We start from the raw sequence: 24,969 nt of genomic DNA, 5'->3' as shown, positions 1-24,969 counted from the left end.
AGCCCGAAGCGCATGCAACCGAGTTGCCGATTCGACGAGGTGTGGTGTTGTCATGACGCTGCGATGCCCCAGTTAGGCCGGCTCTACCGGTAAAATTTGGATGCTTTCGCTTTAGCGCAGGCGAAGAATGAGAACAGAATTAGGGATTTAGAACGTCTTCAAACGCGCTACTTGAGCGCGATTTGTTGCTGAAACGACGCAGAATTATTCACGATCATGAATTATTGCCGTTTTTGCCTGGCCGTCGCGCGAATCGTGGCGCGCGAGAGGTGTCCGGAAAATCGGCGGAGCGCTACCGACTGCGAATCGCGATCCTTTGTCAGCCAAGGCCTGATGGCCGTTTCTGATAGTCACGACATGCCGAATTATCCGCCGCGCGGAAAGGCGTTGATTCTGTGGTGCATCGCATCTTGCTTCGCCGATCGTAGGCTTGCACTGCCGCACCAAGGGTGCCAATAGAACGATTCTGGACTGCGTGTTCTGCCTGTTAGGCAAGGACTAGTAGGCCTCTGCCGCCGTGGGGAGAATCGCGGGCGTCGGTTTTTTGCTTCAGGTCAACGCAAAGGCGTGACCGGGGGTGTCTAAGCCGGCTGCAGATAAGAAAGGGTTGGGATCGTGACGACAACGTCTTCGGCGGAACACACGCGCCGTGATTTCTTGTTCGTGGCCACTGGGGCAGTGGCTGCAGTGGGCGCCGCAGCCGCCGTCTGGCCGCTGATTTCTCAAATGAATCCAGATGCTTCGACCATCGCGGCGGGTGCGCCGATCGAGGTCGATCTGGCCCCCATCGCCGAGGGGCAGGACATTAAGGTGTTCTGGCGCGGCAAGCCGATCTACATCATGAACCGGACCAAGAAGCAGGTCGAAGAGGCGCGCGCCGTTCCGGTGTCGAGCCTGCCCGATCCGCAGACCGATCAGGCCCGCGTCAAGGAAGGCCACGACCAGTGGTTGGTCGTCATCGGCATCTGCACCCATCTGGGCTGCATCCCGATTGCTCACGAAGGCGCTTACGACGGCTTTTTCTGCCCCTGCCACGGCTCGGTCTACGACACTTCGGGCCGCATCCGTCAGGGTCCGGCGCCGCTCAACCTGCCGATCCCGCCTTACGCCTTCGTCTCTGACACCAAGATCAAGATCGGCTGAGCTGTCGGATCCCATCCGATCTCGCGCCGATAGTGTTTTTCTCTTCTCAGGATCGCATCATGAGCGGACCATCGACCTACCAGCCGACCAATCCCGCTTTGCAGTGGATTGAAAAGCGTCTGCCAATCATCGGCCTCGTCCATTCCTCGTTCATTGCCTATCCGACACCGCGTAACCTGAATTACTGGTGGACGTTCGGCGGCATCCTGTCCTTCATGCTCGGCGTGCAGATCGTCACCGGCGTGATCCTGGCGATGCACTATACGCCGCATGTGGACATGGCCTTCAACTCGGTCGAGAGCATCGTTCGCGATGTGAACTACGGCTGGCTGTTGCGTTATCTGCACTCCAACGGCGCATCGATGTTCTTCATCGCCGTCTACATCCACATGCTGCGCGGCCTGTATTACGGGTCGTACAAGGCACCGCGCGAAATCCTCTGGATCCTCGGTGTGATCATCTACCTTCTGATGATGGCGACCGGTTTCATGGGCTACGTGCTGCCGTGGGGCCAGATGAGCTTCTGGGGCGCCACCGTCATCACCAACCTGTTCTCCGCGATTCCCTATGTGGGCGAGAGCATCGTGACCCTGCTGTGGGGTGGCTATTCGGTCGGCAATCCGACGCTGAACCGCTTCTTCTCGCTGCATTACCTTCTGCCCTTCGTGATCGCCGGCGTCGTCGTGCTGCACGTCTGGGCGCTGCATGTCGCCGGTCAGAACAATCCGGCCGGCGTCGAGCCGAAGACCGAGAAGGACACCGTGCCGTTCACGCCCTACGCGACCATCAAGGATGGTTTCGGCATGGTCTGCTTCATGATCTTCTACGCCTGGTTCGTGTTCTACATCCCGAACTATCTCGGCGATCCCGATAACTACATCATGGCCAACCCGGGCGTGACGCCCGCACACATCGTGCCGGAATGGTACTACCTGCCGTTCTACGCCATCCTGCGTTCGATCCCGAGCAAGCTCGGCGGCGTCATCGCGATGTTCTCGGCGATCATCGTGCTGGCCTTCCTGCCTTGGCTCGATACCGCCAAGACCAAGTCGTCGAAGTATCGTCCGCTGGCCAAGCAGTTCTTCTGGATGTTTGTCGTGGTGGCGGTCCTGCTCGGCTGGCTCGGCGGCAAGCCCGCGGAAGGCATCTACATCATTGCCGGCCGTGTCCTGACCTTCTGCTACTTCGCCTACTTCCTGATCGTGCTGCCGATCCTCAGCCGTATCGAAACGCCGCGCGCAGTGCCGAACTCGATCGCTGACGATGTGCTGGCCAAATACGGCAAGAAGGTCGCCTCCGCGATCGTCGCGCTGGTTTTCACCGGTGGTCTGATGGCCGGCGGCACGCAGAGCGCCAAGGCTGCTGACGAGCATGGCGGCCCGACGCCGCCGTCTCTGAACTGGTCATTTGCCGGCCCTTTCGGCAAGTTTGACCGCGGTGCCCTGCAGCGCGGCTACAAGGTCTACAAGGAAGTCTGTTCGACCTGTCACTCGATGAGCCTGATCCACTTCCGCAACCTCGCGGACGTGGGCGGCCCGGGCTTCTCTGCGGCTCAGGCGCTGGCAGTGGCATCCGAGATCAAGGTGCAGGACGGTCCGAACGACGCCGGCGACATGTTCGAACGTCCTGGTCGTCTCGCGGATCCATTCCCCAAGCCATTCCCGAACGAGAACGCGGCGCGCGCGGCCAATGGCGGCGCCTATCCGCCGGACCTGTCGCTGATGGCCAAGGCCCGCAACTACGACCGCGGCTTCCCGCAATTCGTGTTCGACTTCTTCACCCAGTTCCAGGAGAAGGGCCCGAACTACATCGACGCGCTGCTGCAGGGTTACGTCGATCCAGCTCCGAAGGATTTTCAGCTGCCGCCGGGCGCGTATTACAACAAGTACTTCCCCGGCCACGCCATCAAGATGCCGAAGCCGATCTCCGACGATCAGGTGACCTATGACGACGGCACCCCGCAGAAGGTCGAGAATTACGCCAAGGACGTTTCGACCTTCCTGATGTGGACCGCAGAACCGCATCTCGAGGCCCGCAAGCGTATTGGCTTGCAGGTGATGGTGTTCCTGATCATCTTCGCGTTCCTGATGTATTTCACGAAGAAGAAGGTCTGGGCGAACGCTCACTGAGCGTCGCAAACATTCTTTCAAAAGGGCCCCCGATGGGGCCCTTTTTCGTTTTCAGCCTGTGCGCACCCGGACCATGGATTCTCGGGGAACCGTTGACTAAGCTTCGCGCAAAGGCGGGAGACGCGGGCTCGGTGAGCGTCACGGATATCCACGCTCATCGGGGGGATGGATGGCGGGCGCGGCGATCGACGATATTCTGTTGAACATCAGTCCGGGTGGCCAGATGGCGCTCGGCATCGTGCTGGCGCTGATCATGTATGGCGTCGCCCTCGATCTTCGCGTCGCCGATTTCGTCGATGTGTTCCGACGTCCGGCGGCGCCGCTCGCGGGGCTCGCCGCGCAACTGATCCTTCTGCCGGCGGTCACATGGGCGATCACCATGGTGTTAAAGCCGCAGCCCTCCATCGCGCTTGGCATGATGGTTGTGGCGGCCTGTCCCGGCGGCAACATCTCCAATCTCATCACCCATATGGCGCGCGGCAACACCGCGCTGTCGGTGTCGATGACCGGCATCTCCAGCCTGCTCGCCTCCGTCACGACGCCGCTGAATATCCTGTTTTGGGCCGGGCTCAATCCGCAAACCGCCGCACTGCTGCGCCAGGTGAGCGTCGATCCCGTCTCGTTTATCGGATCGACCGTGCTGCTGCTCGGCGTGCCGATGGTTGCCGGTCTGCTCACGGTGCGTCATCTGCCGGGGCTGGCCGACCGTCTGCGCCGGCCGCTGCAGATCCTGTCTTTCGTGTTCCTGATCGGATTTATTTTGGCCGCGACGATCACCAACTGGCGCTACGTCTCGGTGTTCTCGACCTCGGTGCTGCCATTCGTCGTGCTGCATAACGCGATTGCCGTCGCGCTCGGCTGGGGCGTCGCGAAGATCCTTGGGCTGAGCGACTACGACACCCGTGCGCTCACCATCGAGGTCAGCATGCATAATTCTGGATTGGGACTGGCGCTGATCCTCACGCAGTTCGACGGCCTTGGCGGGGCTGCGCTGGTCGCCGCTGGCTGGGGAGTCTGGCATCTCGTCTCCGGCTGGGCGCTGGCGGCCTGGTGGAAACGGCGCGACCCGCATCCGGAACGCATTGAAGGTGCGGCATGAGCGACGCGATGGCGAATAGCGGCGTGCTGATCACCGGCGCGGCAGGCTTCATCGGCAGCGCGCTGTTGCGCGAACTGGCGCGCGGTGACGGGCCGGTGACGGCGCTCGATCTGCGCGAGGTGCCGTTGCAAGAGCGCCTGGACGGCGTTGCCTATGAGCACGGCGACATTCGCGATCCCGCGTTGAAGGAGGTCATCGCGCGCGTGAAGCCGCGCACCGTGGTGCATCTCGCCTCGGTCGTTGCCGTCGGAGGCGACGACCGGCGCGACTACGAGATCGACGTGCTGGGCACCCGCAATGTGCTGGAAGCCTGTCTCGCGGCTGGTGTTGGCCACCTCATCGTCACCTCAAGCGGCGCAGCCTATGGCTATCACGCCGACAATCCCGTGCCGCTGCGTGAGATCGATTCGCTGCGCGGCAACGAGGATTTCCCTTATGCGCGCAACAAGCGCGAGGTCGAGGAGATGCTGGCGCGTTGGCGTAGCGATCATCCGCAATTGCGGCAGACCGTGTTCCGCCCCTGCACGGTGCTGGGGCCGACCACGAACAACCAGATCACCGCATTGTTCGAGCGCCCTGTCGTGACTGGTCTGAGTGGCACCACAACGCCGTTCTCGTTGATTGCCGATTCCGATGTGGTGGCGGCGCTGGCGCAGGCGGTGCGCACCGGCAAGGGCGGCATCTATAATCTCGCCGGCGACGGCACGCTCAGCCTGCGCGAAATCACGCAACTGAACGGCAAGCCGTTCATTCCAATTCCGCCCACGGTGATGAAGGGCGCGCTGTGGTTGCTCCATGCGCTCGGGCTGACCAAACTGACACCACAGAATGTCAAATTCATCCAGTATCGTCCGGTGCTCGACAACACCCGGCTCAAATCCGAATTCGGATATTCGCCCAGGCTTGATGCGCGCGCCGTGTTCGAACGCTATCGCGACAAGCGCCCGGAGCCGAGGTCATGACTTTCCTTGTCATCGGCTCCGGTCCCGCAGGTCTTGCCGCAATGCAGAGCCTGAAGGCCGCTGGCCATGCTGTGGAAGCCGTCGAGCAGAACGCCGATGTCGGCGGGCAGTGGCTGTATGGCGCGGCGCCGAGCGCAGTCTACGCCTCGACGCATCTGATCTCGTCGAAGCGCACCACGGCCTTTGCCGATTTCCCGATGCCGGAGGACTGGCCGGCCTATCCGGGCCATCGCCAGGTGCTGGATTATCTGCAGAGCTATGCCCGGCATTTCGATCTCTATCCGCTGATCCGTTTCAATATCGGCGTTCGCAGTCTGACGCGGGAGGGCGGCGGATGGCGCGCCGTCTTCAGCGACGGTGCGGCAGCCGACTATGCCGGCGTCGTCATCGCCAACGGTCATCTCAGCGATCCCTTGATCCCCAAGACGTCAGGCACCTTCGATGGTCCGGTGATGCACGCCAAGGACTACAAGACCGCCGATATCTTTGCCGGCCAGCGCGTGCTGGTGGTGGGCATGGGCAATACCGGCTGCGACATTGTCGTCGATGCGGTCCATCGCGCGGATAAAGTGTTGTGGAGCGTGCGCGGCGGCAATCACTTCGTGCCGAAGTTTCTCGCCGGCAAGCCGGCGGATGAAGGTAACCACAAGCCGAAGCGCTTCATCATTCCGAAGAACCTGCGGTCAAGGCTGCACGAGCCGATCCTGCGCTTCATTGTCGGCGCGCCGGAGCGCTTCGGTCTGCCGAAGCCACAGCACCGCCTCTATGACCGCACGCCGATCGTCAATTCGTTGGTGTTGCAGCATCTTGGCCAGGGCGATGTCGGCTTGCGCAAGCCGGTCCGCGAATTCAACGGCAAGGTGGTCGTGTTTGCCGATGGCCACTGCGACGAGGTCGATCTGGTGTTGCTTGCGACCGGTTACCGGATCACGTTTCCGTTCCTCGGCGATCTCCGTGCACTCGATTGGCAGGACGCGATCGGTGCGCCCAGGCTGTTCATGAACATGTTTCCGTCCGAGGATAACGGCCTGTATGTGGCCGGGCTGCTGGAAGGCGCGGGCGTGGGCTGGGAAGGGCGTGCATTGCAGGCCCGCGTGATTGCGGCCTATCTCGCGGCCAAGGCCGCGCGGCCGGATGCGGCAGCAGCGCTGCGGCAGGAGATCACACAGTGGTTCGCGCAACCGCCACGGCGGGACGGCGGCGAACACGGACTGTTTGTCGATTTTCTCACCTACAAGCGCGACCTGCAGCGTGCGCTGGCCCGGTTGAGTTGACACGTGAGGGGTCTATAAGTTGGCCCGAACCATTCCAGCGGAGGACACCATGGGAACATCGATCAGCTTCAAGCGCCCCGACGGCAAGGAAGCCAAAGGCTATCTCGCCAATGCCCAGGCCGGCAACGCGCCGGGTATTGTCGTGATCCAGGAATGGTGGGGTCTTCAAGAGCAGATCAAGGGCCTGGCCGATCGTCTCGCGCTGGCCGGCTTCGATGCGCTGGCGCCGGATCTCTATAACGGCGTGGTCGTGCCCTATCACGACACGGACGCTGCCGGCAAAGAGATGAACTCGCTGGATTTCATGGATGCCACGACGCAGACTGTGCGCGGCGCGGCGCAATATCTGTCGCGCAACGGTGCCAAAGTCGGTCTCACCGGTTTCTGTCTTGGCGGCGCCGTGACCATCATCGGTTCGTGCAAGATTCCCGAACTCAAGGCCGCCGTGGCGTTCTACGGCATTCCCCCGGAGCAGGCCGCCAAGCCCGCCGATGTGCAGGTGCCGCTGCAGGGCCACTTCGCCAATCGCGACGACTGGTGCACACCTGCCGTGGTCGATGCGTTCGAGAACGGCCTGAAGGCTGCCGGCAAGTCCGCCGAATTCTTCCGCTATGATGCCGACCACGCTTTCGTCAACGAACAGCGCGTCAGCGTCCATGACCGCGAAGCCGCCGAACTCGCCTGGGGCCGGGCCACGGCGTTCTTCAAGAAGCATCTGGGATAAACGATTGGCGGCGGCCGTGCCCTCGGCGCTTCCGTTCGCCGGCTTGATGCATGATCGGTGAGCATGTAGTCGGATGCCAATGGCATCCGACTACACCATTTCCGATTTGCGCCAGCAGGCCGACTTCTTCGACGCCGTCGCCGATCGTATCTGGCAGGCGTGGTGGAAGCGTCATGGCGTGCCTGAGGCCTATATCGTCGAGCGGCTGCGCGAGAACATGCAGGGGACCGACCTGCCGATTGCGTTGGTGGCCCATCGTGGGCCGGACTTTCTCGGAACGGCGTCGCTGCTGGTGTCCGATCTCGACGAGCGCCCGCAATATACGCCCTGGGTGGCGGCGGTCTGGACCGAGCCCGATGCCCGCAAGCAGGGCGTCGCCCCGTCGCTCATCGAGCGGGCCTGTCTGGAGGCCTTCTCCCGCGGTCATGCCCGGGTCTATCTCTGCGCTGCCCCGCCCCGTCGGGCCTGGTACGAGAGCATCGGCTGGACCCCGATCGAGGACGGCGTCGGGGCGCTCAAGCTGACGGTATTCGTCCGGGAGCGGCCGGAGGCCGTCTAGTCCCTTGACCTTCGGGCCCGGCCATGGTGATTTGCCGGCCATGAGCACCCCTGTCCGCAACAGCCGTCGTTGGTGGCGCACCTCCTGAAGAGGTGGTCGGTGCGATTTGCTTATTTTCAATCGTCGAAGGCCGCCATCGCAGTGCGACGGCCTTTGTTCGTTTTTTGGCCTGTTTGTTCTGTGTGGCGCCCCCTCCGGCATGTTTCCTAAGAGGACACCATGAACAGGACTGTGTTTTCGCTCCCCGCTGACAGCGCCTACAAGACCCGCGCGGGTCTCTCCGTGGCGCGCCATGTCGATTATTTCACCGGCGGCACCGCGCTGGACGATCTGATCGTCCGGCTCGACCAGCGCCGCGGCGTGGTGCTCTCGTCGGGCACCACGGTGCCCGGCCGCTATGAAAGCTTCGATCTCGGTTTCGCCGATCCGCCGCTGCTGCTGGAAACCACCGGGACGGATTTCACGCTGACGGCGCTGAACAAGCGTGGCCAGGTGTTGATCGCCTTCCTCGCCGACACGCTGCAGGATCCCTGTATCGCCCTCGACGGGCGGACGATGTCGAAGCTCAAGGGCCACATCATCCGCGGCGAGGCGCCGCTCGAGGAAGACCAGCGCACGCGCCGCGCCAGCGTGATGTCGCTGGTGCGCGACATGGTCGCGCAATTGTTCTCCTCAGACGATTCCATGCTCGGGCTCTATGGCGCCTTCGCCTATGATCTCGTGTTCCAGATGGAAGATCTGAAGCAGAAGCGCACGCGCGAGGTCGACCAACGCGACATCGTGCTGTATCTGCCCGACACGCTGCTGGCCTATGACCGTGCCACCGGTCGCGGCGTGCTGATGTCCTATGACTTCACCTGGAAGGACCGCTCCACCGAGGGCCTACCGCGCGACACGCCCGACAGCGGCTACAACAAGGCGCCGCGCCAGGGCTTTGCCGATCACGCGCCCGGCGAATATCAGCGCACCGTCGAGAACGCCCGTGCAGCTTTCGCGCGCGGCGACCTGTTCGAGGCGGTGCCCGGGCAGTTGTTCGCCGAGCCCTGCGAACGTTCGCCGGCGGAAGTGTTCCAGCGGCTATGTGTTATCAATCCGTCGCCCTATGGCGCGCTGATGAATCTCGGCGATGGCGAGTTTCTTGTTGCGGCATCGCCCGAGATGTTCGTGCGCTCCGACGGCCGCCGCGTCGAGACGTGCCCGATTTCCGGCACCATAGCGCGGGGTGTCGACGCCATCGGCGATGCCGAGCAGATTCGTCAGCTCCTGAATTCGGAGAAAGACGAATTCGAACTCAACATGTGCACCGACGTCGATCGCAACGACAAGGCGCGCGTCTGCGTGCCCGGCACGATCAAGGTGCTGGCGCGGCGGCAGATCGAGACCTATTCGAAACTGTTCCACACGGTCGATCATGTGGAGGGCATGCTGCGGCCCGGTTTCGACGCGCTCGATGCGTTCCTGACCCACGCCTGGGCGGTGACGGTGACCGGTGCGCCGAAATTGTGGGCGATGCAGTTCGTCGAAGATAACGAGCGCTCGTCGCGGCGTTGGTATGCCGGCGCCATCGGCGCCGTGTCATTCGATGGCGGCATCAATACCGGCATCACCATCCGTACCATCCGCATGAAGGATGGCCTCGCCGAAGTGCGAGTTGGCGCAACGCTGCTGTTCGATTCAGATCCCGTCGCTGAAGAGAAGGAATGCCAGACCAAGGCCGCGGCCCTGTTCCAGGCGCTGCGCGGCGATCCGCCGAAGCGTCTGTCGGCCTTCGCGCCGGATGCAACCGGTTCGGGCAAGAAGGTCTTGTTGATCGATCATGATGACAGTTTCGTGCATATGCTGGCAGATTACTTCCGTCAGGTCGGCGCGACCGTCAGCGTGGTTCGTCATGTCCATGCACAGACCGTCCTGAACCGCGAGAGTTTCGATCTCCTCGTGCTGTCGCCGGGGCCGGGACGTCCTGCCGATTTCGGTATCGGCAAGACACTCGATACCGCGCTGGCCAAGAAACTGCCGGTGTTTGGCGTGTGCCTGGGCGTGCAGGCAATCGGCGAATATTTTGGCGGCGTGCTGGGCCAGCTCGCGCAGCCGGCGCATGGCCGGCCGTCGCGGGTGCAGGTGCGGGGCGGGCGGTTGATGAACGGTCTGCCCAATGAAATCGTCATCGGCCGCTATCACTCGCTGTTTGTCGAGCAGGACAGCATGCCCGATGTGCTCACCGTGACGGCCTCGACCGAGGACGGTGTCGCCATGGCCATCGAACACAAGACGCTGCCGGTCGGCGGCGTGCAGTTCCACCCGGAATCGCTGATGTCGCTTGGCGGCGAGGTCGGCTTACGTATCGTCGAAAACGCATTTCGGTTGGGGCAGCGCCCCAACTGATCTCCATCTGAAGAACCGAAAGACCCTGATGACACCCGAACTCGCGCACGATCTCAAAGCCTCCGTCCGTACCATTGTGGATTATCCGAAGCCGGGCATCCTGTTTCGCGACATCACCACACTGCTGGGTGATGCGCGCTCGTTCCGCCGCGCGGTGGATGAGCTGGTGCAGCCCTGGGCGGGGCTGAAGATCGACAAGGTCGCCGGTATGGAAGCGCGCGGCTTCATCATCGGCGGCGCGGTGGCGCATCAGCTCTCGGCCGGCTTCGTGCCGATCCGCAAGAAGGGCAAGCTCCCGCACACGACCGTGCGGATCGCTTACTCCCTTGAATACGGTATCGACGAGATGGAAGTGCATGCCGACGCCATCAAGCCCGGCGAGCGCGTGATCCTGGTGGATGATCTGATTGCCACCGGCGGCACGGCTGAAGGTGCGGTCAAACTGATGCGCCAGATCGGTGCTGAGGTGATGGCCGCCTGTTTCATCATCGACCTGCCGGATCTCGGCGGCGCGGCGAAGCTGCGGGCGATGAATGTGCCGGTGCGGACGTTGATGACGTTCGACGGGCATTGATTGCCCGTCACGAGCCCTGCAGCAAAAGTCCCAGCTCGATTTCCCGAAAGCTGAAATAATTCTTCCGGATCCACTGATGCAGCTCGGTGGATGAATCCTGCTCCGAGCGCAAATAGCTGGTGAAGGAGAAATTCAGCCGGTCGATATAGGTCTTGAGGAACACCGGCAGCGCCGCGATACGCAGCATGCGGCCCTGCGCCAGCGCCATCGGGATTTCGCCGCGCAGCACGTGTTCGTTGTCGATCACATAGAGCGAATTGCGGGTGAATTGCTGCTGCAGCATCTCGTAGCCGCGCAATGAGGCACGGTCGCTGTCGCCCATGAAGAACACGATGGGCGCCACGCCGCGGCGTGCCGCTTCCTTGGCGAAACCGATCTCGCCGGTCATTTTGAAGAATTCGTCGAAGGCGAAATAGCCGAGGTCAATCACCTTGGCCATGTCGTCGTTGATGATGAGCCGGTCCATCAGCGACATCTTGCCAAATGTGTCATTGACGTCGGCGGTCTCGGTCAGCTTCGGCAGGAAATCCAGCAGCGACGGTTCTTTCAGGCTGACATCGAAACCGATGACGTCGCCGCGCTGCAGCTTCAGGAATTCGCATAACAGGCGCGCGACGAGGGTCTTGCCGACCATCGGCCGCGTCGAGCAGATGATATAAACGGGCGTGCGTCGCATCGGCGCAATATCAGGCGAATCCGACGCCGCTCCAATCGTTAAATGGACTTACTTCTCGCCCGGGCTGCGGGCGCCGGGCTTGTCGTGGACGATATCGGTCAGCTTGATGCGGTCGAATTCGCTCCAGACATTGGCCAGCCAGTGCCGGACATAGCCGCGCAGCACGAATGAATAATTCGCGGTCTCGTCATGCGGTCCCTTGTTGGCGACGAATTTCAGGAACGGCACGCTGGAGACTTCGACCTGCTCATAGGCCATTTCGTTCAGCTTCGGGATGGTGATCTCGGTGGCGCCCTTGATGCGGTGGAAATAGGAATTGTAGGTCGCCTGGTCCCATTCGAAGAAGCTGGTGTTGTTAATGAAGTTCTTCACCAGGAAATACTTGGCGCCGTCCATGAAGCCGGCGGTCTCGGCGATCTCGTCCAGGGAGGCGATCGACGGGCCGAGTATATGGAAAACGGCAAAGGTGATCTGGCCGGACTTGGCGGCATCGAGGAAGCCGATGTCACGCAGATCGGCCAGCGCCCGGGACAGCAGGCCTGCGCGGACGTCGATCACGGTCACCGAGGGCGACGCGCTGTTGAGCGTATCGAAAATCTTCATCTGATCGGCCGTGGTCGTCATGTCGACGATCTCGGTGATGTCCGAATGGAACCGCTTCAGCGTGCCGCGCGGCGACTCGGTGTCGAAAGCGCGGGTCGGGACGTTATTGGCGCTGAAATAGTCCAGAACCGTCCGCGAAACCGTGGTCTTGCCGACCCCACCCTTGTCCGCGCCGACGACAATCACTGCTGGCTTCGCCATGGAATTCCTTTGCCGCTTTCAACTGGAGCATCCGCGCGATGGAGATTCGCGCGCCGGAGAACACTACCCGATGCCTGCTTTGGGCGCGAACATGGCAGAAACAAGGGGGATTTCAATCGCTGAAAGATATGGCCCACGGAAATCATTGGGAAATTCTCCATATTTGGTCGCGGGCACTGTTTTCGGCATTTCGGATCGCCGACCCGGCTGGCCGGTTCTTCGGCCTGCCGCCGATCCTCACCACACCGTGATTGGCGCGGTGCACAAAATCGATTGCAGCCTAATCGATAGCATCCTATCTAATTTCCATGCCCCACTCCCAAGCGCATATTCAGGCCGAACTGGGCCTGCTGGTTGCGCGACTGGCACGGGTCTGGCGCCGCAAGGCTGACCAGACCCTGTCGGCGCATGGCCTGTCCGAAGCCACGGCACATCCACTGCTGATCCTGTCCCGCGCCGGACGCGAGAATGTGCGTCAGGGCGTGCTCGCCGACGAAATGGGGCTTGAGGGCCCGTCGGTGGTCCGGCTGATCGATCTGCTGGCTGCCGAAGGGCTCGTCGAGCGGCGCGAGGACCCGACCGATCGCCGCGCCAAGGTGCTGCATCTGACTCCGCTCGGCGACGCCAAGGCCGAGGAGATTCGGCGGGTGATGCGGCGGCTGCGCGGTGACCTGATGAAAGGGATCGCGCCGGACGAGCTCGCCATCGCCTTCGATGTGCTCGGACGGATCGAGCAATCGGCCAATCGTCTGTATGAGGCGGCCGAGGAGGCGGACGCGCTGCCATGACCTCCGCTGCTGCCCAACCTCCGTTTCTCGTCCGCCACGCCGACATCATCTTCTCCGTGAAAACCTTCATCGCCGGCATGATGGCGCTGCTGATTGGCTTCGCGATGGATCTGCCGCGGCCCTATTGGGCACTGGCCACAGTCTATATCGCCTCGCAGCCGCTGGCCGGCGCGACGCGTTCGAAAGCGCTGTTTCGCGTCATCGGCACACTGGTTGGGGCTTCGGCCAGCGTCGTGCTGGTGCCAAATCTCGTCAATTCACCGGAACTGCTGAGCCTCGCGATCGCGCTGTGGGTCGGTCTCTGTCTCTATGTGTCACTGCTGGACAGGACGCCGCGCGGCTACATGTTCATGCTGGCCGGCTACACCTGCGCGCTGATCAGTTTTCCCTCGGTCAACGAACCCGCCGCCATCTTCGATACAGCGGTCGCACGAAGCGAAGAGATCATTGTCGGGATTCTCTGCGCGACGCTGGTCTCTGCTATCCTGCTGCCGCGCAGCGTCGGCCCGGCGGTTGCAGCGCGGGTCGATACCTGGCTCGCCGGTGCGCGCAAGCTGACGCAGGACGTGCTGGCCGGCCGCAGCGCCGATCCGGCAACACGCGATCTGCGCCTCAAGCTCGCTGCCGACGCCGTGGATATCGATACGCTCGCCGATCATCTGGCCTATGACCGGCTCGGTGGGCGCGAGACCTCGCGCTGGATGCGGGCCTTGCGCACGCGGATGCTGACCTTCCTGCCGCTGCTGTCATCCATGGGCGATCGCATCAATGCGCTGGGCGAGAATGGACGGACGGCCCATCCGCAATTGATGGCGCTGATCGACGACGTCTCGGCCTGGATTGCCGACAACGGCACTGACCGCGAACCCGCCGAGCGGCTGCGCAGCATGATCGCCGCGCAGCAGCCGAAACTGAGCGCGTCGTCGTCGTGGAACGAGATCATGATCGCCAGTCTGCTGATGCGGATGCGCGAGCTCGTCGATATCTCGGCGGATTGCCGGGTGCTCAATCAGGCGATTGCCGAAGGCGGCCGTCCGCCGGGCGCGAAACTCGCCTTTCAGGCTGAAGCCGGCGTGGCCCCGGTGCGGCATGTCGATCACGGCATGGCGCTGTGGTCTGCCGCGGGCGTATTCGTGACCATCCTCGTATGCTGCGCGTTCTGGATCGCCACCGGCTGGACCGATGGCGCGACAGCACCGACCATGGCGGCTGTCGGCTGCTCGTTCTTCGCCAGCATGGACGATCCCGCGGTGGGGTTGCGCGGCTTTGCCAAATGGACGCTGGCCGCGATGGTGATCATCGCGCTCTATCTGTTCGCGATCCTGCCTGCCATCACCGATGTCGAGTTGCTTGTGGCCGTGCTGGCGCCGCCGTTCCTGCTGTTCGGCTATCTGATCGCGCGCCCCGCCACCTTCTTCATCGGCATGCTGCTGGCCGCGAATACCGCGACGCTGATGGCGCTCCAGACGACCTACAATGCCGACTTCGCGACTTTTGCCAATTCCAGCGTGGCTTTCTTCGTCGGTACTGAACTGTCGGTCATCTCGATCCAGTTGATCCGCTCAGTCGGCTCCGAATGGAGTGTGAAGCGGCTGATGCGGCGCGGCTGGATCGCCATCGCGCAGGCTGCCGAACAGCGCGGCAATCGTGACCGCGCGGCCTTTGCCGGGCTGATGCTGAACCGCATCGGTCTCCTCGCACCGCGGCTGACGGCGCTGAAGGATTCGCCGCTGCGTGCTGTCGACAACCTGCGCGAATTGCGCGTCGGGCTGAACATCGTCGATCTGCGCCGGGCGCGTCATCATCTGTCGCTGCGGACGCTCAAGGCGATGGACGCAATGCTTGATGAACTCGCCACGAGCTTCCGCAACTACAAAGGCGGTGCGATGCCGGAACCACTGCTGACGAAAGTCGATCACGCGCTGTCGGAAGCCATGGGCGAACGCGGGGCAGGGCGCGCGGACGCGCTGATCGGGCTTGTCGGCATTCGCCGCGGACTGTTTCCGACGGCACCGGCCTATCTGCCCGAATCGGGGCTTCGTGCCGGGAGTGTGGCCGCATGAGATATGAAATCGATGTGTTCGGTGTGCTGTTGCCATCGCTGATGCTGTGGCTGGTCATCACTTACGCCATCGGCGCGTTGCTGCGCCCGTTGATCGAGCGCTCGGGCCTCTATCGTTATGTCTGGCATCGCGCGCTGTTCGATCTTGCTCTGTATGTCTGCCTGCTGGGCGGCGTGGTCTATTTATCCTCTGGATTGCTGTCATGAAAAACGCTGTGAGTTTCGTTCGTGGTTTCGCCGTCACCGCGCTGGCCGTCGTCGCCGCGCTCGCCGTCGGGCACTATCTCTGGGTCTATTACATGGATGCGCCGTGGACCCGCGACGGCCGCGTGCGCGCCGATGTGGTGACCGTGGCGCCGGATGTCTCGGGCTTCGTTACCGAGATTCTGGTGAAGGACAACCAGAAAGTGGCCCGCGGTGACGTCATCATGCGGATCGACCGCGCGCGCTTCGCGCTGGCGCTGCAGCAGGCCGAAGCCGTTGTGGCGGGCCGCAAGGCCAGCCTTGAACAGGCCGATCTCGATCTGAAGCGTTACAACGACCTCACCACTGCGGCGGTGTCGCAACAGAAGAAGGAGCAGGTGCTCGCAACGCAGCTGCTGGCCAAGGCATCGCTGGATCAGGCCGTCGCCGATCAGGCCGTGGCGCAGCTCAATCTTGATCGCAGCGAGGTTCATGCGTCCGTCTCTGGCGTGATCTCCAACATGGATCTGCGCCCGGGCACCTATGTCACCGCCGGCAAGGGCGTGATGGCGCTGGTCGATACGTCGAGCCTGCATGTGGACGGCTATTTCGAGGAGACCAAGTTGTCGCGGATCCACGTCGGCGATCCCGTTCATATTCACCTGATGGGCGATGCCGCCAAGCTCACCGGCCATGTGGAAAGCGTCGCCGCCGGCATCGAGGACCGCGACCGCGCTGAAGGCAGCAATCTCCTGGCCAATGTGACGCCGACTTTTAGTTGGGTTCGCCTCGCCCAGCGCGTGCCGGTGCGCATCGCACTCGATCCGGTGCCGGCCGGCGCCACGCTGGTCGCAGGGCGCACGGCCACGGTGGAGATCCTGCCGCGGGCTGGGACGACGGTGGCGAAGGTAGACTAAGCGGCGGGCCCTCCATACACCCTGTTGTCATCCCCGCGAAGGCGGGGATCCATAAACACTCCCGTTTCGATGATCACCGTTGGGAGAAGCCTTCACTTCAGCGGAGAGGATGGAGGCTATGGGTCCTCGCCTTCGCGGGGACGACAGTAGAGTTGTTCGTGCTACAACTCGCTAATTGTCGACTATCGGTGACTGTGCACCCACCAGCATCACTTCAAACCGCGCCCGTATTTCCCGAGGCGTGGCGCCAAAACGTTTCTTGAAGGTGCGGTTGAAATAAGAGAGATCGCCGAAGCCGACCTCGAAGGCGATGGTGCTGACGGCGCGATCCCCACGGTTGCCGTCGCGCAGCATGTGGAAGGCGCGCTCCAGCCGGCGCTCCAGGAGGTAATCCGAGAACGTCCGCCCCTCGGCCTCGAACAATTTCTGGAAATAACGTGCGGTGACGCCATGGGTCGTGGCCAGCCGTTCTAGCGACAGCGTCGGCTGGCTGAGGCTGGCTTCGATATCGGCCTTGAGCGACAGCAGGCTGATGGTCGGCCGGTCCTGTCGCAGCGCTGCGCGCCGCTCCGGCGCATCGGCCTCATCGATCATCGTAGCGACAAGGCCGTTCATGTAGTCGATGGCGAGGCCGGTCAGCGCGGCCGAATTCATCGGCAGCAGGCCGCGCATCACCGCGGCGGCGTAATGGCCAAGCGCGATCAGCCCGCCATTGTCATGGGCGATGTGGCGCAACCCGGTATGACCATTGCTGGGGAGCAGCAGGCAATCGACACGGCTCACATCATTCATGATGAAGGTGGTGGCGCGGCTGGGATCGAGAATGATCGCCTCGCGCGGCATGCATGTCTGGCGCTGGCCGTCCTGCTGGACGATCACCACGCCATCGGATGGCCGCAGCACCAGGATATCCTGCGACGAGTCGTTGCCGGTCGTGGCGCTATCGTCGTCGGGCATGGTCCAAAGCGGTGCGGGATCGAAACACGACATCAGTCCGAGATGCGGCTGCATCCGCAGGATCGCCTTTGACTGGAACGGCGCTGCGCGAAACGATCCCAACGAATTGCGCTGCACGGTCTTCCACGGCAGGCGGCTCTCAAGCGGTTTGCGCAGGGTGTCATCGATATCGTCGGCAACCAGCCAGAGCGGGACGAGAGGGCAATCGGGAGCGGCATCGACGCAGGATGGAGACCGCGACTGATGCGCGTTTGCCACAGCATCGAATCCAAACCGCTTCGTTCGCTCCAGTCCGACTATCAATTCACCGAGTCCAAGTCATGCAATGGGCTGTGCCGTATCGCTGTGACGATAGACGGAATGCGCAGGCGTAAGAAGAGTAAAGCCGCGGCTGGAATTTACATTGATTCCAAACTGCTGCGGCCTCGGTCGAATTGACCGGCTCGGTTTCTCCAGTGCTTCGTCGCCACGAACATACGGAAGACTCCGAGCTCATGCGTTATAGCCATTTCCTTCTCATCCCCGCCGTCGGGCTCATGTCATCGCAGGCCGTGGCGCAGCAGAGCGCGGGCGTCACGCTCGACGAGATCACGGTAACGGCCGCGCGTGCCCAGCGCTCGATTTCGGATATTCCGCAGACTGTGCAGGTGATCGACCAAAAGGAAATCGACGAACAGCTCAAGCAGAGCGGCAGCGCATCCGCGCTGCTGGCTAAATTGCTGCCGGGCTTTTCGGTGTCGAACCAGACCATCTCCGGCGCTTCCGAAAGCTATCGCGGCCGCGACCTCCTGGTGCTGATGGACGGCGTGCCGCTGACGACGCCGCTCCGCGACGTCTCGCGCGTCCTGTCGCTGATCGATCTGAATTCCGTCGAGCGCATCGAACTGGTCGCCGGTGCATCGAGCCTCTATGGTGCCGGCGCGACAGGCGGCACGGTGAATTTCGTCACCAAGAAAGCGCAGCCGGGCGGTCCGCGCGTCAGCGTCAACACGGCGCTGCGCACCTTCACTGCCGATCCCGGCGGTTCGCTGGCACCGGAGCTGTCGGCCAGCGTCAGCGGCAAGCACACCAATGGCGTCGACTACGTGTTCGTTGGCAGCGGTCGCGGCGCGCAGAAGACGTATGATGGCGCGGGCCGCGAGCTGCCATCGGACGCCATGCTCGGGCAGGGAGGTGGTGATCGTCTCGCCAGCAGCAATTTCCTGGGCAAGATCGGTTACGATTTCGATGGCGGCAAGCGCATCGAAGCCTCGATCAGCCAGTTCTATCTCGACCAGACGCCGAAATACCTCACCGACTATTCCGGCGCCTATGCGAAGCCGGATTTCACCAAGCCCTATACCGGGCAGAGCGTGCTGGAAGATTCGCGCTCGTTCCAATTGCGCTACAGCGATACCGACTTCGTGCTCGGCAATCTCAGCGTGGTCGGCTTCTACAATGACATCAAGAAGCGCTTCAACTATTCGGAGTTCTCCTATCCCTATAACTCGCTGGTCTATTATTCCGGAAACCCGCTGAGCCCGACCAGCCCCGCCAACCAGACCACGCTGTATTCCGAGCGCGGCGGGGTCAATCTGACGATCGATACGCCGCTCGACCGCATCTGGAACGGTGCCAAGGTGACCTGGGGTACCGACGTCGTCCATGACAAGACATGGCAGACACTGACCGATGGCCGCGATGTCTTCACGCCGCTGACCCAGGTGACGACAGCCGGATTTGCGTTGGTGCAAGTCCCGATCACCGATCGGCTGACCGCGCGCGGCGGCGTTCGCTACGAGCATTTCGATCTCAGCGTCGACGACTTCCTGCGTCCGGCAGCCTATGCCGCGATCTCGCCCGTGACGCGCTTCGTTCTGCCAGCGCTCAATGTTATCGGCGGCCAATACGAATATGCCTCGCCGACCTACAATCTCGGCGCGACCTTCAAGCTCAACAACAAGATCGATCTGTTCGGCGGTTTCTCGCAGGGCTATGCGCTGCCCGATGTCGGTGCCTATACGCGCCGCGCCGGCCTTTCATCCACCGCCTTTGCCTGTCCGGTAGCGACGCCGAACTGCCTGCCGCTGGCACGCCAGACCATCTCCTTCACCTCGATCGCGCCGGAAGCCCAGATCGTCAATAACTACGAAATCGGCATCCGCGGCGGCGACGGCCCCTACAAGGGAAGCATCACCGGTTTCGTCAGCACCTCCGAGAAGGGCGTGACATTCGATCCCGTCACCAACCTGATCTCGCAGCAGAAGGAAATGATCTACGGCGTCGAATATATCGGCGAGATGGCGATCAACCGGAATTTCACGCTGGGTACCACGATCGGCTACAAGGAAGGCCGCTACGACACCAACAAGGACGGTGTGCTCGACTCGTGGCTGCCCAACAACCGGATCGGCAGTCCGGTGCGCGGTCTGATCTTTGGCGACTATCGCTTCGACAACGGCATCAAGCTGCGCGTCGAGGGCGAGGGCTATGCCGCTCGTAATCGCGGCATCAACCTGACCAATACGGTCTATCCCATCGAGGGCGGCTTTACGATGAATGCCGCGCTGAGCGGGCCGGTCTATGGCGGCGAAGCCTATGCAGCCGTCAACAACCTATTCGATACGGAGCTGCAGAACCCGACAGCAACCTCGGTGCGCAACCTGCCGGTCTATTCCTGGGGCCGCACCGTGACGGTCGGCTATCGCAAGACATTCTAAGACCAAACCTTCCAAGGCCACTTCCCAGGGAGTTCTAATTGCCATCATGGTGAATCTAGAGATTGATGGGAGCCTGCTGACGCTACGGTTCCTGCCGCCTTACGCTGACACGGACGAGCGCGATTATCTGGCCGCGCTGGCCCGGGTCGGCGAGCATGATGCGCCATTCGAACTTCTGACCGTGTTCGGGGGCGGCGGGAAACTGTCCGTCGCCGGCGAGCGGGAGCAGGCGCTGTGGTTCAAGGCGACGCGCGGCCATATCTCCGCGCGCTGCCGTGCTGTGGCGATTGTACGCCCCGGCGCCAACAAGAAGATGGAAGAGACGTTTCGGAAGCTCTGGCCGATGCCGCTGGTGGCGCTCGAGGACGAGATCGCCGCGCGCGCCTTTCTCGCCGAACATCGCAGCCTCGCATGAGCACCGCGGAGCTTAACGCATCTGCGCCGGTCGCCGTCATGGGACGCAAACGCCTGTTCGTCGTGCTGGGCGGGCTGTATCTGGCACAGGCGATCCCGTCCTATCTGTTTGCGGCGGCGCTGCCGCCGATTATGCGCGAGGCCGGCGTGTCGCGCAGCGAGATCGGCTATCTCAGTCTCTGGTTCCTGCCGTTGCTGTTGAAGTTCTTCTGGGCGCCTATCGTCGATCGCATCCGTCCCTTCGCGCGCGCGCATCGCGCCGGCTGGGTGATCGTGACCCAGACCGGCGTGATCATCAGCCTGCTGTGCCTGATCCCGCTTGGCGCAACCAATGTATGGGGCATCATCACGGTGGGCCTGTTCGGCTCATTGCTGATCTCGACACAGGACATTGCCACCGACGGCTATGCCGCGAAATATCTCGCGCCGGAGGATCGCGCCATCGGCAATGCGATCCAGGGCGGTTCTGTCGCCTTCGGTGTGGTGATCGGCGGCACACTGGGTCTCGTGCTTTATGCGCAGATCGGTTGGACCGGTATGCTGCTGACCATCGCGGGCTTCTCGCTGATCCCGCTCTTTGCTGCCTTCGCGATGCGCGAGGAGGATGCCGAACAGATCGATCCGTCGAAGCCGCGGCCTTCCGTGATGGCCTTCCTGCGCCGCCGCGAGGTGCGCAACATCCTTTGGATCGCACTGATCTATCGGATGAGCGAGGGTCTCGTGAAAGCAATGGAGGGCAGCTACCTCGTCGATGCCGGCGTGCCGCTCAAACAGATCGGTTATCTCTCGGGTGGCGCCGCGACGACGGCGGGCCTCGTGGGCGCGGCTGGCGCGGCTTGGCTGTTGCAACGCTGCGGCACTGGCTGGACGCTGGGCCTGCTCGGCATTCTCCGCACCATCTGCTTTGCGCTGTTCACGGCGCATGCGCTGGGTGTCGTGACCGGCATCTGGCCGATTTTCGGCGCGGCCGGATTCCAGACCCTGATCCGCTACATGGAGATCGTTGCGCTCTACAGCCTGTTTATGGCGGCGGCATCGAAGGATCAGCCGGGCACCGACTTCACGATTCTGGCCTGTGCCCAGCTGATCATCTATTTCATCGGCTCGATGCTGTCGGGCCGCATTGCCGATCTGCTCGGCTATGGGACGCTGTTCAGCGTCGCCACAGGGTTGTCGCTGATCGCGGCGATTGCGACGATGCGCATTCTCGCTGCGCAACCGCCCGCTAGTTCGACGCCGGCGCAGCCTGCGTGAAGCTGCGGTCGACCGCCTTGCTGACATCGACCTGCTTGGACAGGATCCCGTAGCGCGTGGCGCGGTCGGAGGCTTCCTGGAATTCCTTCACCACGCCATCGTCGATGGCGATCGGCCGTGTGTCCTGCGCCTTGTAGGCGCGCGCAAGCACGTCTTCCGGCAGCCTTGTCAATTCGGCGGTGTTTTTGGCATATTCATTGACATGTTCGCGCGACCAGGTGCGGGCCTTGTTGAGCCGCTGCAACAGGTCGGCGACGGCCTCGCGCTTGGTGGCAATCGCCTGTTCGGAGGCGACGATAAAGGTCAAGGTCGGGGTCAGGCCCGTGCCATCGGCAACCACCCGTGCATTGTCTTTCAGCACGGCGTAGGAGATGTAGGGTTCCCATACGGCCCAGCCGTCGATCGAACCGGCGAGAAGTGCAATCTTGGCATCGACGGGACCGAGCGGCGCGAAAGTTGCGTCGCTGGTCTTGTAACCGGCTTTCTCCAGCGTCGCCTCAATCAGGAACTGGCCCCAGCCGCCGCGTGTGCCTGCGAGGCGCTTGCCCTTGAGGTCGGCAGCGGTCTTGATCGGTGAATCGTTGCGCACCAGAATCGCCTGTGTGTCCGCATTGGACCGTGTGCCGCCTATCGCCCTGATCGGCGCGCCCGCCGCGTAGACCGTGAGGAAAGAGAGGTCGCCGGTGTAACCAACATCGAGCACACCGGCATTGATGGCTTCGAGGATCGGCGCGGCCGCAGGGAATTCCGACCACTGGATCTTGTAGGGCAGGTCCTTGGTGAGACCGGCGGCTTCCAGCAGCGAACGATTGCCGCCCTTCTGGTCGCCGACGCGCAGTGTGATCTGATCGGCAGCGAAAGCGGATGTGGCGATCGCTGCGCTGAAGGCTGTGGCGATGAGCGTTGATAGCAAACGTCGCGTAGGGGAGGCGGTGGTCATGGTCACTTTCTCTGATGCAATGGCGAGCATCAAAGCTACGTCCGACACGGATTCAGTCAATGAAATGGCTGACTGAATATCGCCGAGCGAAAGCAACGAATGTAGCGTTGCGGGAAATGGCGTGGAAGTTTTGCGCTTTCGGAAAATCTGATGTGTTTTGGCCCACCGTCAACCTGCGTGCGCATTCCAGCGCAACTCTGCCGTCTTTCCGCCAGAATTCGCTTCCGTGGCGCATTTGGTGCGCCGCAGAATAGCCACGAGCGTCAGCCGAAATAGGGAATGGATTACTCCGAACAGACAAAAACCCTGGCGCTATTTCGCAATCGGGCCGTTTGGAGCGCGACGGATTTGGAAGTCGCCCGGCATTCGGGCCGGGAGCATTTCAAAGTGGGTTGTGTGCTTCAATTGATTTCGTCGCTGACCGTGGGCGGGTCCGAGCGACTGCTGATCAATTTCGCTGCCAGTTGCACGCCGGGAGAGGACATTCCGCAGGTTTTCGTCGTCATCAACGACTTTTTCCATCCCGACCTGGCTGCCGAGCTCTCCGCGACAGGCCATCCGGTCTACTTCCTCAAGCGCCCACCCGGGAACCGCAATCCACGTGTCATTCTAAGTTTACTCAACATCATCCGCCGTCACGATATTCGTATCATCCATGCGCATGACAGCGGCGCCAAGCACTTCGCCATGTTGAGTAAACTGTATCGTCCGATGAGCGTCGGCTACACGATTCACAATACCGGCCTCGTCAACGCGTGGGACCGCGTGAAGCTTCGGCTGCATCAGCGGTTCGTCGATTGGAACATCGCGATCTCTGCTGCGGTCGAGCGTGAATGTGAATCTGTCAAACTAAAGCGCCTGTTCAAGGTGCATAACGGTATCCCGCTCGCGACATTCGATAGAGTGGCGCGGCAACGCCGTTTCGGCTCGCCGCTGCGGCTGATCAACGTGGCCCGCATCTATCCGAAACAGAAGGGCCAGGACATCCTGATCAAGGCGGTCAGCCTCTGCGTCGCGCGCGGGCTCGACATTCGCTGCGATTTCGTCGGCAGCCCGCCGGCGGGCGACGAGTCGACCCTCCTGAGTTTGAAGGCGCAGGCGATCGCCGAGAATGTCGCCGATCGTATTCGTTTTCTGTGTGGGCGCACCGATGTGTGCCGTCCGCTGGACGAGGCCGATATCTTCGTCCTGCCATCGCGTTTCGAAGGTTTCGGACTGGTGCTGCTCGAAGCCATGGCGGTCGGCCTGCCCGTCATCGCCGCGGATGTCGATGGCCCGGCCGAACTGCTGGTGGATGGCTCGAACGGTATCAAATTTAAGGTCGGATCCGCCGAGGATCTCGCGGACAAGATCGCGGCGCTTGCGGCGCAGCCTGAGCTTGCCGCGAAGATCGCAAGGACGGCGAAGGATTTCGTCACCGAATTCGATATCGCCAATATGCGCGACCAGTATTTCGGCATCTACGGGCAGATGATGAAGGCGAGCTAGCCTGATGTCTTGCGTGGGCGCTTGCCGGCAGCGGCGAGTTTGTCAGCGAGGAATTCCAGCAGCACTTCGACACGGGCGGGGCGGGGACCGCCCGGCGGCGTGACGAGGTAGACACCGCTCGACGATTGCGACCAGTCCTGCAGTACGGCTTCAAGCAGGCCGCTGGCCAGGGCCTCGCCAACGATGAAATCCGGCAGGTCGCTGATCCCCAATCCGGCGATCAGCGCAGGCAGCAGCGCCTCGCCATTGTTGACGCGGAGCGGCCCGGCCGGCCGAACGCTGGCCTGTTCGCCGGCCGCATTGGTGAAGTGCCAGACGCCGGGTGTCGAGAGATAGGTGTAGCCAAAGCACTTGTGGTCGGCGAGGTGCATGGGATGCGTCGGCCGGCCGTATTTCGCGAAATAGGACGGCGCGGCCACGATGTAGCGCTTCACCGGACGCAGCCGCCGCGCGATCAGGGATGAGTCCGGCAGCGACGCGATGCGGATCGCGGCGTCAAAGCCTTCGCCGATCAGATCGACGGTCGCGTCGCTGAGGCTGAGGTCGATGGAGACCTCCGGATACTGTGCCAGAAATTCCGGCAGTAGCGGCGCCACTGTATTGGTGCCGTAGGTCATCGGCACGGCCAGCCGTACCAGCCCGCGCGGTGTCGCCGACTGCGCCAGTGCCTCGTTCTCGAGCGCCTCGCCGTCCGCCAGCATTTGCGCGGCCTTCACCGCCAGCGTCTTGCCGGAGTCGGTCAGCGCCAGCCGCCGTGAGGTCCGGTTGAATAGCCGCGCGCCCAGGCGATCCTCGAGCCGACCGACCGCCTTGGAGACGGTGGCCTTGGACAGGGTCAGCTCGGTCGCTGCCGCCGCGAAGGACCGCAGTTCGACCACCTTGGCGAAAATCGCCAGCGCTTCGAAATCGGGAAGTTTAGGCATCTCAAAATCCGAAACGAT

At 62.5% G+C, this 24,969-nt stretch carries 23 protein-coding genes; 18 read left to right on the top strand and 5 right to left on the bottom strand.

Going from position 1 to position 24,969, the window contains the following annotated elements:
* The first annotated feature begins 615 nt into the window (after positions 1-615).
* The 9 genes from petA to AB8A38_RS15260 all read left to right on the top strand — a co-directional run bounded on the left by petA (position 616) and on the right by AB8A38_RS15260 (position 10,846).
* Positions 616-1,143, top strand: coding sequence for a ubiquinol-cytochrome c reductase iron-sulfur subunit (gene petA / locus AB8A38_RS15300; protein ID WP_068733107.1), 528 nt, complete (start codon positions 616-618; stop codon positions 1,141-1,143).
* 59 nt (positions 1,144-1,202) lie between these two features.
* The gene (locus tag AB8A38_RS15295; RefSeq protein ID WP_439086533.1) at positions 1,203-3,272 is read left to right on the top strand and encodes a cytochrome c1; all 2,070 of its coding nucleotides are present in this window, start codon (positions 1,203-1,205) and stop codon (positions 3,270-3,272) included.
* Between the two features lie 169 nt (positions 3,273-3,441).
* Complete coding sequence (locus AB8A38_RS15290; RefSeq protein WP_439086532.1) at positions 3,442-4,371, top strand: bile acid:sodium symporter family protein; 930 nt, start codon at positions 3,442-3,444, stop codon at positions 4,369-4,371.
* Positions 4,368-5,333 carry an SDR family oxidoreductase gene (locus AB8A38_RS15285; protein WP_439086531.1) on the top strand — a complete coding sequence of 322 codons (966 nt, stop codon included), beginning with the start codon at positions 4,368-4,370 and terminating at the stop codon, positions 5,331-5,333. The genes AB8A38_RS15290 and AB8A38_RS15285 overlap by 4 nt, the downstream gene beginning before the upstream one ends.
* A complete protein-coding gene (locus tag AB8A38_RS15280) occupies positions 5,330-6,607 on the top strand; it encodes a flavin-containing monooxygenase (RefSeq protein ID WP_439086530.1) in 1,278 nt (425 codons plus the stop codon). The genes AB8A38_RS15285 and AB8A38_RS15280 overlap by 4 nt, the downstream gene beginning before the upstream one ends.
* 49 nt (positions 6,608-6,656) lie before the next feature.
* Positions 6,657-7,331, top strand: coding sequence for a dienelactone hydrolase family protein (locus AB8A38_RS15275; protein ID WP_439086529.1), 675 nt, complete (start codon positions 6,657-6,659; stop codon positions 7,329-7,331).
* Between the two features lie 73 nt (positions 7,332-7,404).
* On the top strand, positions 7,405-7,890 hold the full coding sequence (locus tag AB8A38_RS15270; protein WP_315840562.1) for a GNAT family N-acetyltransferase: 486 nt from the start codon (positions 7,405-7,407) through the stop codon (positions 7,888-7,890).
* 219 nt (positions 7,891-8,109) lie between these two features.
* Positions 8,110-10,272, top strand: a complete 2,163-nt coding sequence (locus AB8A38_RS15265) for an anthranilate synthase component I (protein WP_439086528.1) — start codon at positions 8,110-8,112, stop codon at positions 10,270-10,272.
* 28 nt (positions 10,273-10,300) lie between these two features.
* Positions 10,301-10,846: an adenine phosphoribosyltransferase gene (locus AB8A38_RS15260; RefSeq protein ID WP_068733118.1), complete on the top strand. Its 546-nt coding sequence runs from the start codon at positions 10,301-10,303 to the stop codon at positions 10,844-10,846.
* Between the two features lie 7 nt (positions 10,847-10,853).
* On the opposite strand, the gene AB8A38_RS15255 is transcribed toward AB8A38_RS15260, so the two are convergent.
* Both AB8A38_RS15255 and AB8A38_RS15250 read right to left on the bottom strand, forming a co-directional pair.
* Positions 10,854-11,522, bottom strand: coding sequence for a hypothetical protein (locus AB8A38_RS15255; protein WP_439086527.1), 669 nt, complete (start codon positions 11,520-11,522; stop codon positions 10,854-10,856).
* Positions 11,523-11,570: 48 nt separating this feature from the next.
* Positions 11,571-12,326 carry a hypothetical protein gene (locus AB8A38_RS15250; protein ID WP_068733121.1) on the bottom strand — a complete coding sequence of 252 codons (756 nt, stop codon included), beginning with the start codon at positions 12,324-12,326 and terminating at the stop codon, positions 11,571-11,573.
* Between the two features lie 38 nt (positions 12,327-12,364).
* On the opposite strand from AB8A38_RS15250, the gene AB8A38_RS15245 reads away from it, so the two are divergent.
* The 5 genes from AB8A38_RS15245 to AB8A38_RS15225 are packed head-to-tail and all read left to right on the top strand — an operon-like array spanning position 12,365 to position 16,276.
* Entirely contained in the window at positions 12,365-12,577 is a 213-nt protein-coding gene (locus AB8A38_RS15245) for a hypothetical protein (protein ID WP_439086526.1), read from the top strand.
* A gap of 57 nt (positions 12,578-12,634) precedes the next feature.
* The gene (locus AB8A38_RS15240) at positions 12,635-13,114 is read left to right on the top strand and encodes a MarR family winged helix-turn-helix transcriptional regulator (RefSeq protein WP_439086525.1); all 480 of its coding nucleotides are present in this window, start codon (positions 12,635-12,637) and stop codon (positions 13,112-13,114) included.
* Positions 13,111-15,177 carry an FUSC family protein gene (locus tag AB8A38_RS15235; protein ID WP_439086524.1) on the top strand — a complete coding sequence of 689 codons (2,067 nt, stop codon included), beginning with the start codon at positions 13,111-13,113 and terminating at the stop codon, positions 15,175-15,177. The genes AB8A38_RS15240 and AB8A38_RS15235 overlap by 4 nt, the downstream gene beginning before the upstream one ends.
* Positions 15,174-15,383 carry a DUF1656 domain-containing protein gene (locus tag AB8A38_RS15230; RefSeq protein WP_439086523.1) on the top strand — a complete coding sequence of 70 codons (210 nt, stop codon included), beginning with the start codon at positions 15,174-15,176 and terminating at the stop codon, positions 15,381-15,383. Before AB8A38_RS15235 ends, AB8A38_RS15230 begins: the two co-directional genes overlap by 4 nt.
* Complete coding sequence (locus AB8A38_RS15225; protein ID WP_439086522.1) at positions 15,380-16,276, top strand: efflux RND transporter periplasmic adaptor subunit; 897 nt, start codon at positions 15,380-15,382, stop codon at positions 16,274-16,276. Before AB8A38_RS15230 ends, AB8A38_RS15225 begins: the two co-directional genes overlap by 4 nt.
* A gap of 171 nt (positions 16,277-16,447) precedes the next feature.
* Here the strand turns inward: AB8A38_RS15225 and AB8A38_RS15220 are convergent, their stop codons facing one another.
* A complete protein-coding gene (locus AB8A38_RS15220; protein WP_439086521.1) occupies positions 16,448-17,491 on the bottom strand; it encodes a helix-turn-helix transcriptional regulator in 1,044 nt (347 codons plus the stop codon).
* Between the two features lie 236 nt (positions 17,492-17,727).
* Between AB8A38_RS15220 and AB8A38_RS15215 the strand changes: the two genes are divergently transcribed.
* From AB8A38_RS15215 to AB8A38_RS15205, 3 genes are read left to right on the top strand one after another with little or no spacing between them, the layout of a single operon-like run.
* Positions 17,728-19,932 carry a TonB-dependent receptor gene (locus AB8A38_RS15215; protein WP_439086520.1) on the top strand — a complete coding sequence of 735 codons (2,205 nt, stop codon included), beginning with the start codon at positions 17,728-17,730 and terminating at the stop codon, positions 19,930-19,932.
* Positions 19,933-19,978: 46 nt separating this feature from the next.
* A complete protein-coding gene (locus tag AB8A38_RS15210) occupies positions 19,979-20,347 on the top strand; it encodes a hypothetical protein (protein ID WP_439086519.1) in 369 nt (122 codons plus the stop codon).
* On the top strand, positions 20,344-21,600 hold the full coding sequence (locus AB8A38_RS15205; RefSeq protein WP_439086518.1) for an MFS transporter: 1,257 nt from the start codon (positions 20,344-20,346) through the stop codon (positions 21,598-21,600). Before AB8A38_RS15210 ends, AB8A38_RS15205 begins: the two co-directional genes overlap by 4 nt.
* Here the strand turns inward: AB8A38_RS15205 and AB8A38_RS15200 are convergent.
* A complete protein-coding gene (locus AB8A38_RS15200; RefSeq protein WP_439086517.1) occupies positions 21,572-22,540 on the bottom strand; it encodes an ABC transporter substrate-binding protein in 969 nt (322 codons plus the stop codon). The genes AB8A38_RS15205 and AB8A38_RS15200 overlap by 29 nt on opposite strands.
* Before the next feature lie 387 nt (positions 22,541-22,927).
* On the opposite strand from AB8A38_RS15200, the gene AB8A38_RS15195 reads away from it, so the two are divergent.
* Positions 22,928-24,028, top strand: coding sequence for a glycosyltransferase family 4 protein (locus tag AB8A38_RS15195; RefSeq protein ID WP_439086516.1), 1,101 nt, complete (start codon positions 22,928-22,930; stop codon positions 24,026-24,028).
* Here AB8A38_RS15195 and AB8A38_RS15190 read toward each other — a convergent pair.
* On the bottom strand, positions 24,025-24,951 hold the full coding sequence (locus AB8A38_RS15190) for a LysR family transcriptional regulator (protein ID WP_439086515.1): 927 nt from the start codon (positions 24,949-24,951) through the stop codon (positions 24,025-24,027). The genes AB8A38_RS15195 and AB8A38_RS15190 overlap by 4 nt on opposite strands.
* Positions 24,952-24,969: the final 18 nt, after the last annotated feature.

This window comes from Tardiphaga sp. 839_C3_N1_4, from assembly GCF_051811045.1.
GTDB lineage: Bacteria > Pseudomonadota > Alphaproteobacteria > Rhizobiales > Xanthobacteraceae > Tardiphaga.
This window is presented reverse-complemented; position numbering and strand designations above follow the sequence as displayed.

Coding starts and splice junctions, on each gene's coding strand:
- AB8A38_RS15200 (WP_439086517.1), bottom strand. CDS start 22,540: ATGACCACCGCCTCCCCTACGCGACGTTTGCTATCAACGCTCATCGCC.
- AB8A38_RS15215 (WP_439086520.1), top strand. CDS start 17,728: ATGCGTTATAGCCATTTCCTTCTCATCCCCGCCGTCGGGCTCATGTCA.
- AB8A38_RS15295 (WP_439086533.1), top strand. CDS start 1,203: ATGAGCGGACCATCGACCTACCAGCCGACCAATCCCGCTTTGCAGTGG.
- AB8A38_RS15250 (WP_068733121.1), bottom strand. CDS start 12,326: ATGGCGAAGCCAGCAGTGATTGTCGTCGGCGCGGACAAGGGTGGGGTC.
- AB8A38_RS15260 (WP_068733118.1), top strand. CDS start 10,301: ATGACACCCGAACTCGCGCACGATCTCAAAGCCTCCGTCCGTACCATT.
- AB8A38_RS15275 (WP_439086529.1), top strand. CDS start 6,657: ATGGGAACATCGATCAGCTTCAAGCGCCCCGACGGCAAGGAAGCCAAA.
- AB8A38_RS15255 (WP_439086527.1), bottom strand. CDS start 11,522: ATGCGACGCACGCCCGTTTATATCATCTGCTCGACGCGGCCGATGGTC.
- AB8A38_RS15230 (WP_439086523.1), top strand. CDS start 15,174: ATGAGATATGAAATCGATGTGTTCGGTGTGCTGTTGCCATCGCTGATG.
- AB8A38_RS15205 (WP_439086518.1), top strand. CDS start 20,344: ATGAGCACCGCGGAGCTTAACGCATCTGCGCCGGTCGCCGTCATGGGA.
- AB8A38_RS15235 (WP_439086524.1), top strand. CDS start 13,111: ATGACCTCCGCTGCTGCCCAACCTCCGTTTCTCGTCCGCCACGCCGAC.
- AB8A38_RS15225 (WP_439086522.1), top strand. CDS start 15,380: ATGAAAAACGCTGTGAGTTTCGTTCGTGGTTTCGCCGTCACCGCGCTG.
- AB8A38_RS15290 (WP_439086532.1), top strand. CDS start 3,442: ATGGCGGGCGCGGCGATCGACGATATTCTGTTGAACATCAGTCCGGGT.
- AB8A38_RS15270 (WP_315840562.1), top strand. CDS start 7,405: ATGCCAATGGCATCCGACTACACCATTTCCGATTTGCGCCAGCAGGCC.
- AB8A38_RS15280 (WP_439086530.1), top strand. CDS start 5,330: ATGACTTTCCTTGTCATCGGCTCCGGTCCCGCAGGTCTTGCCGCAATG.
- AB8A38_RS15190 (WP_439086515.1), bottom strand. CDS start 24,951: ATGCCTAAACTTCCCGATTTCGAAGCGCTGGCGATTTTCGCCAAGGTG.
- AB8A38_RS15245 (WP_439086526.1), top strand. CDS start 12,365: ATGGAGATTCGCGCGCCGGAGAACACTACCCGATGCCTGCTTTGGGCG.
- AB8A38_RS15285 (WP_439086531.1), top strand. CDS start 4,368: ATGAGCGACGCGATGGCGAATAGCGGCGTGCTGATCACCGGCGCGGCA.
- AB8A38_RS15265 (WP_439086528.1), top strand. CDS start 8,110: ATGAACAGGACTGTGTTTTCGCTCCCCGCTGACAGCGCCTACAAGACC.
- AB8A38_RS15240 (WP_439086525.1), top strand. CDS start 12,635: ATGCCCCACTCCCAAGCGCATATTCAGGCCGAACTGGGCCTGCTGGTT.
- AB8A38_RS15210 (WP_439086519.1), top strand. CDS start 19,979: ATGGTGAATCTAGAGATTGATGGGAGCCTGCTGACGCTACGGTTCCTG.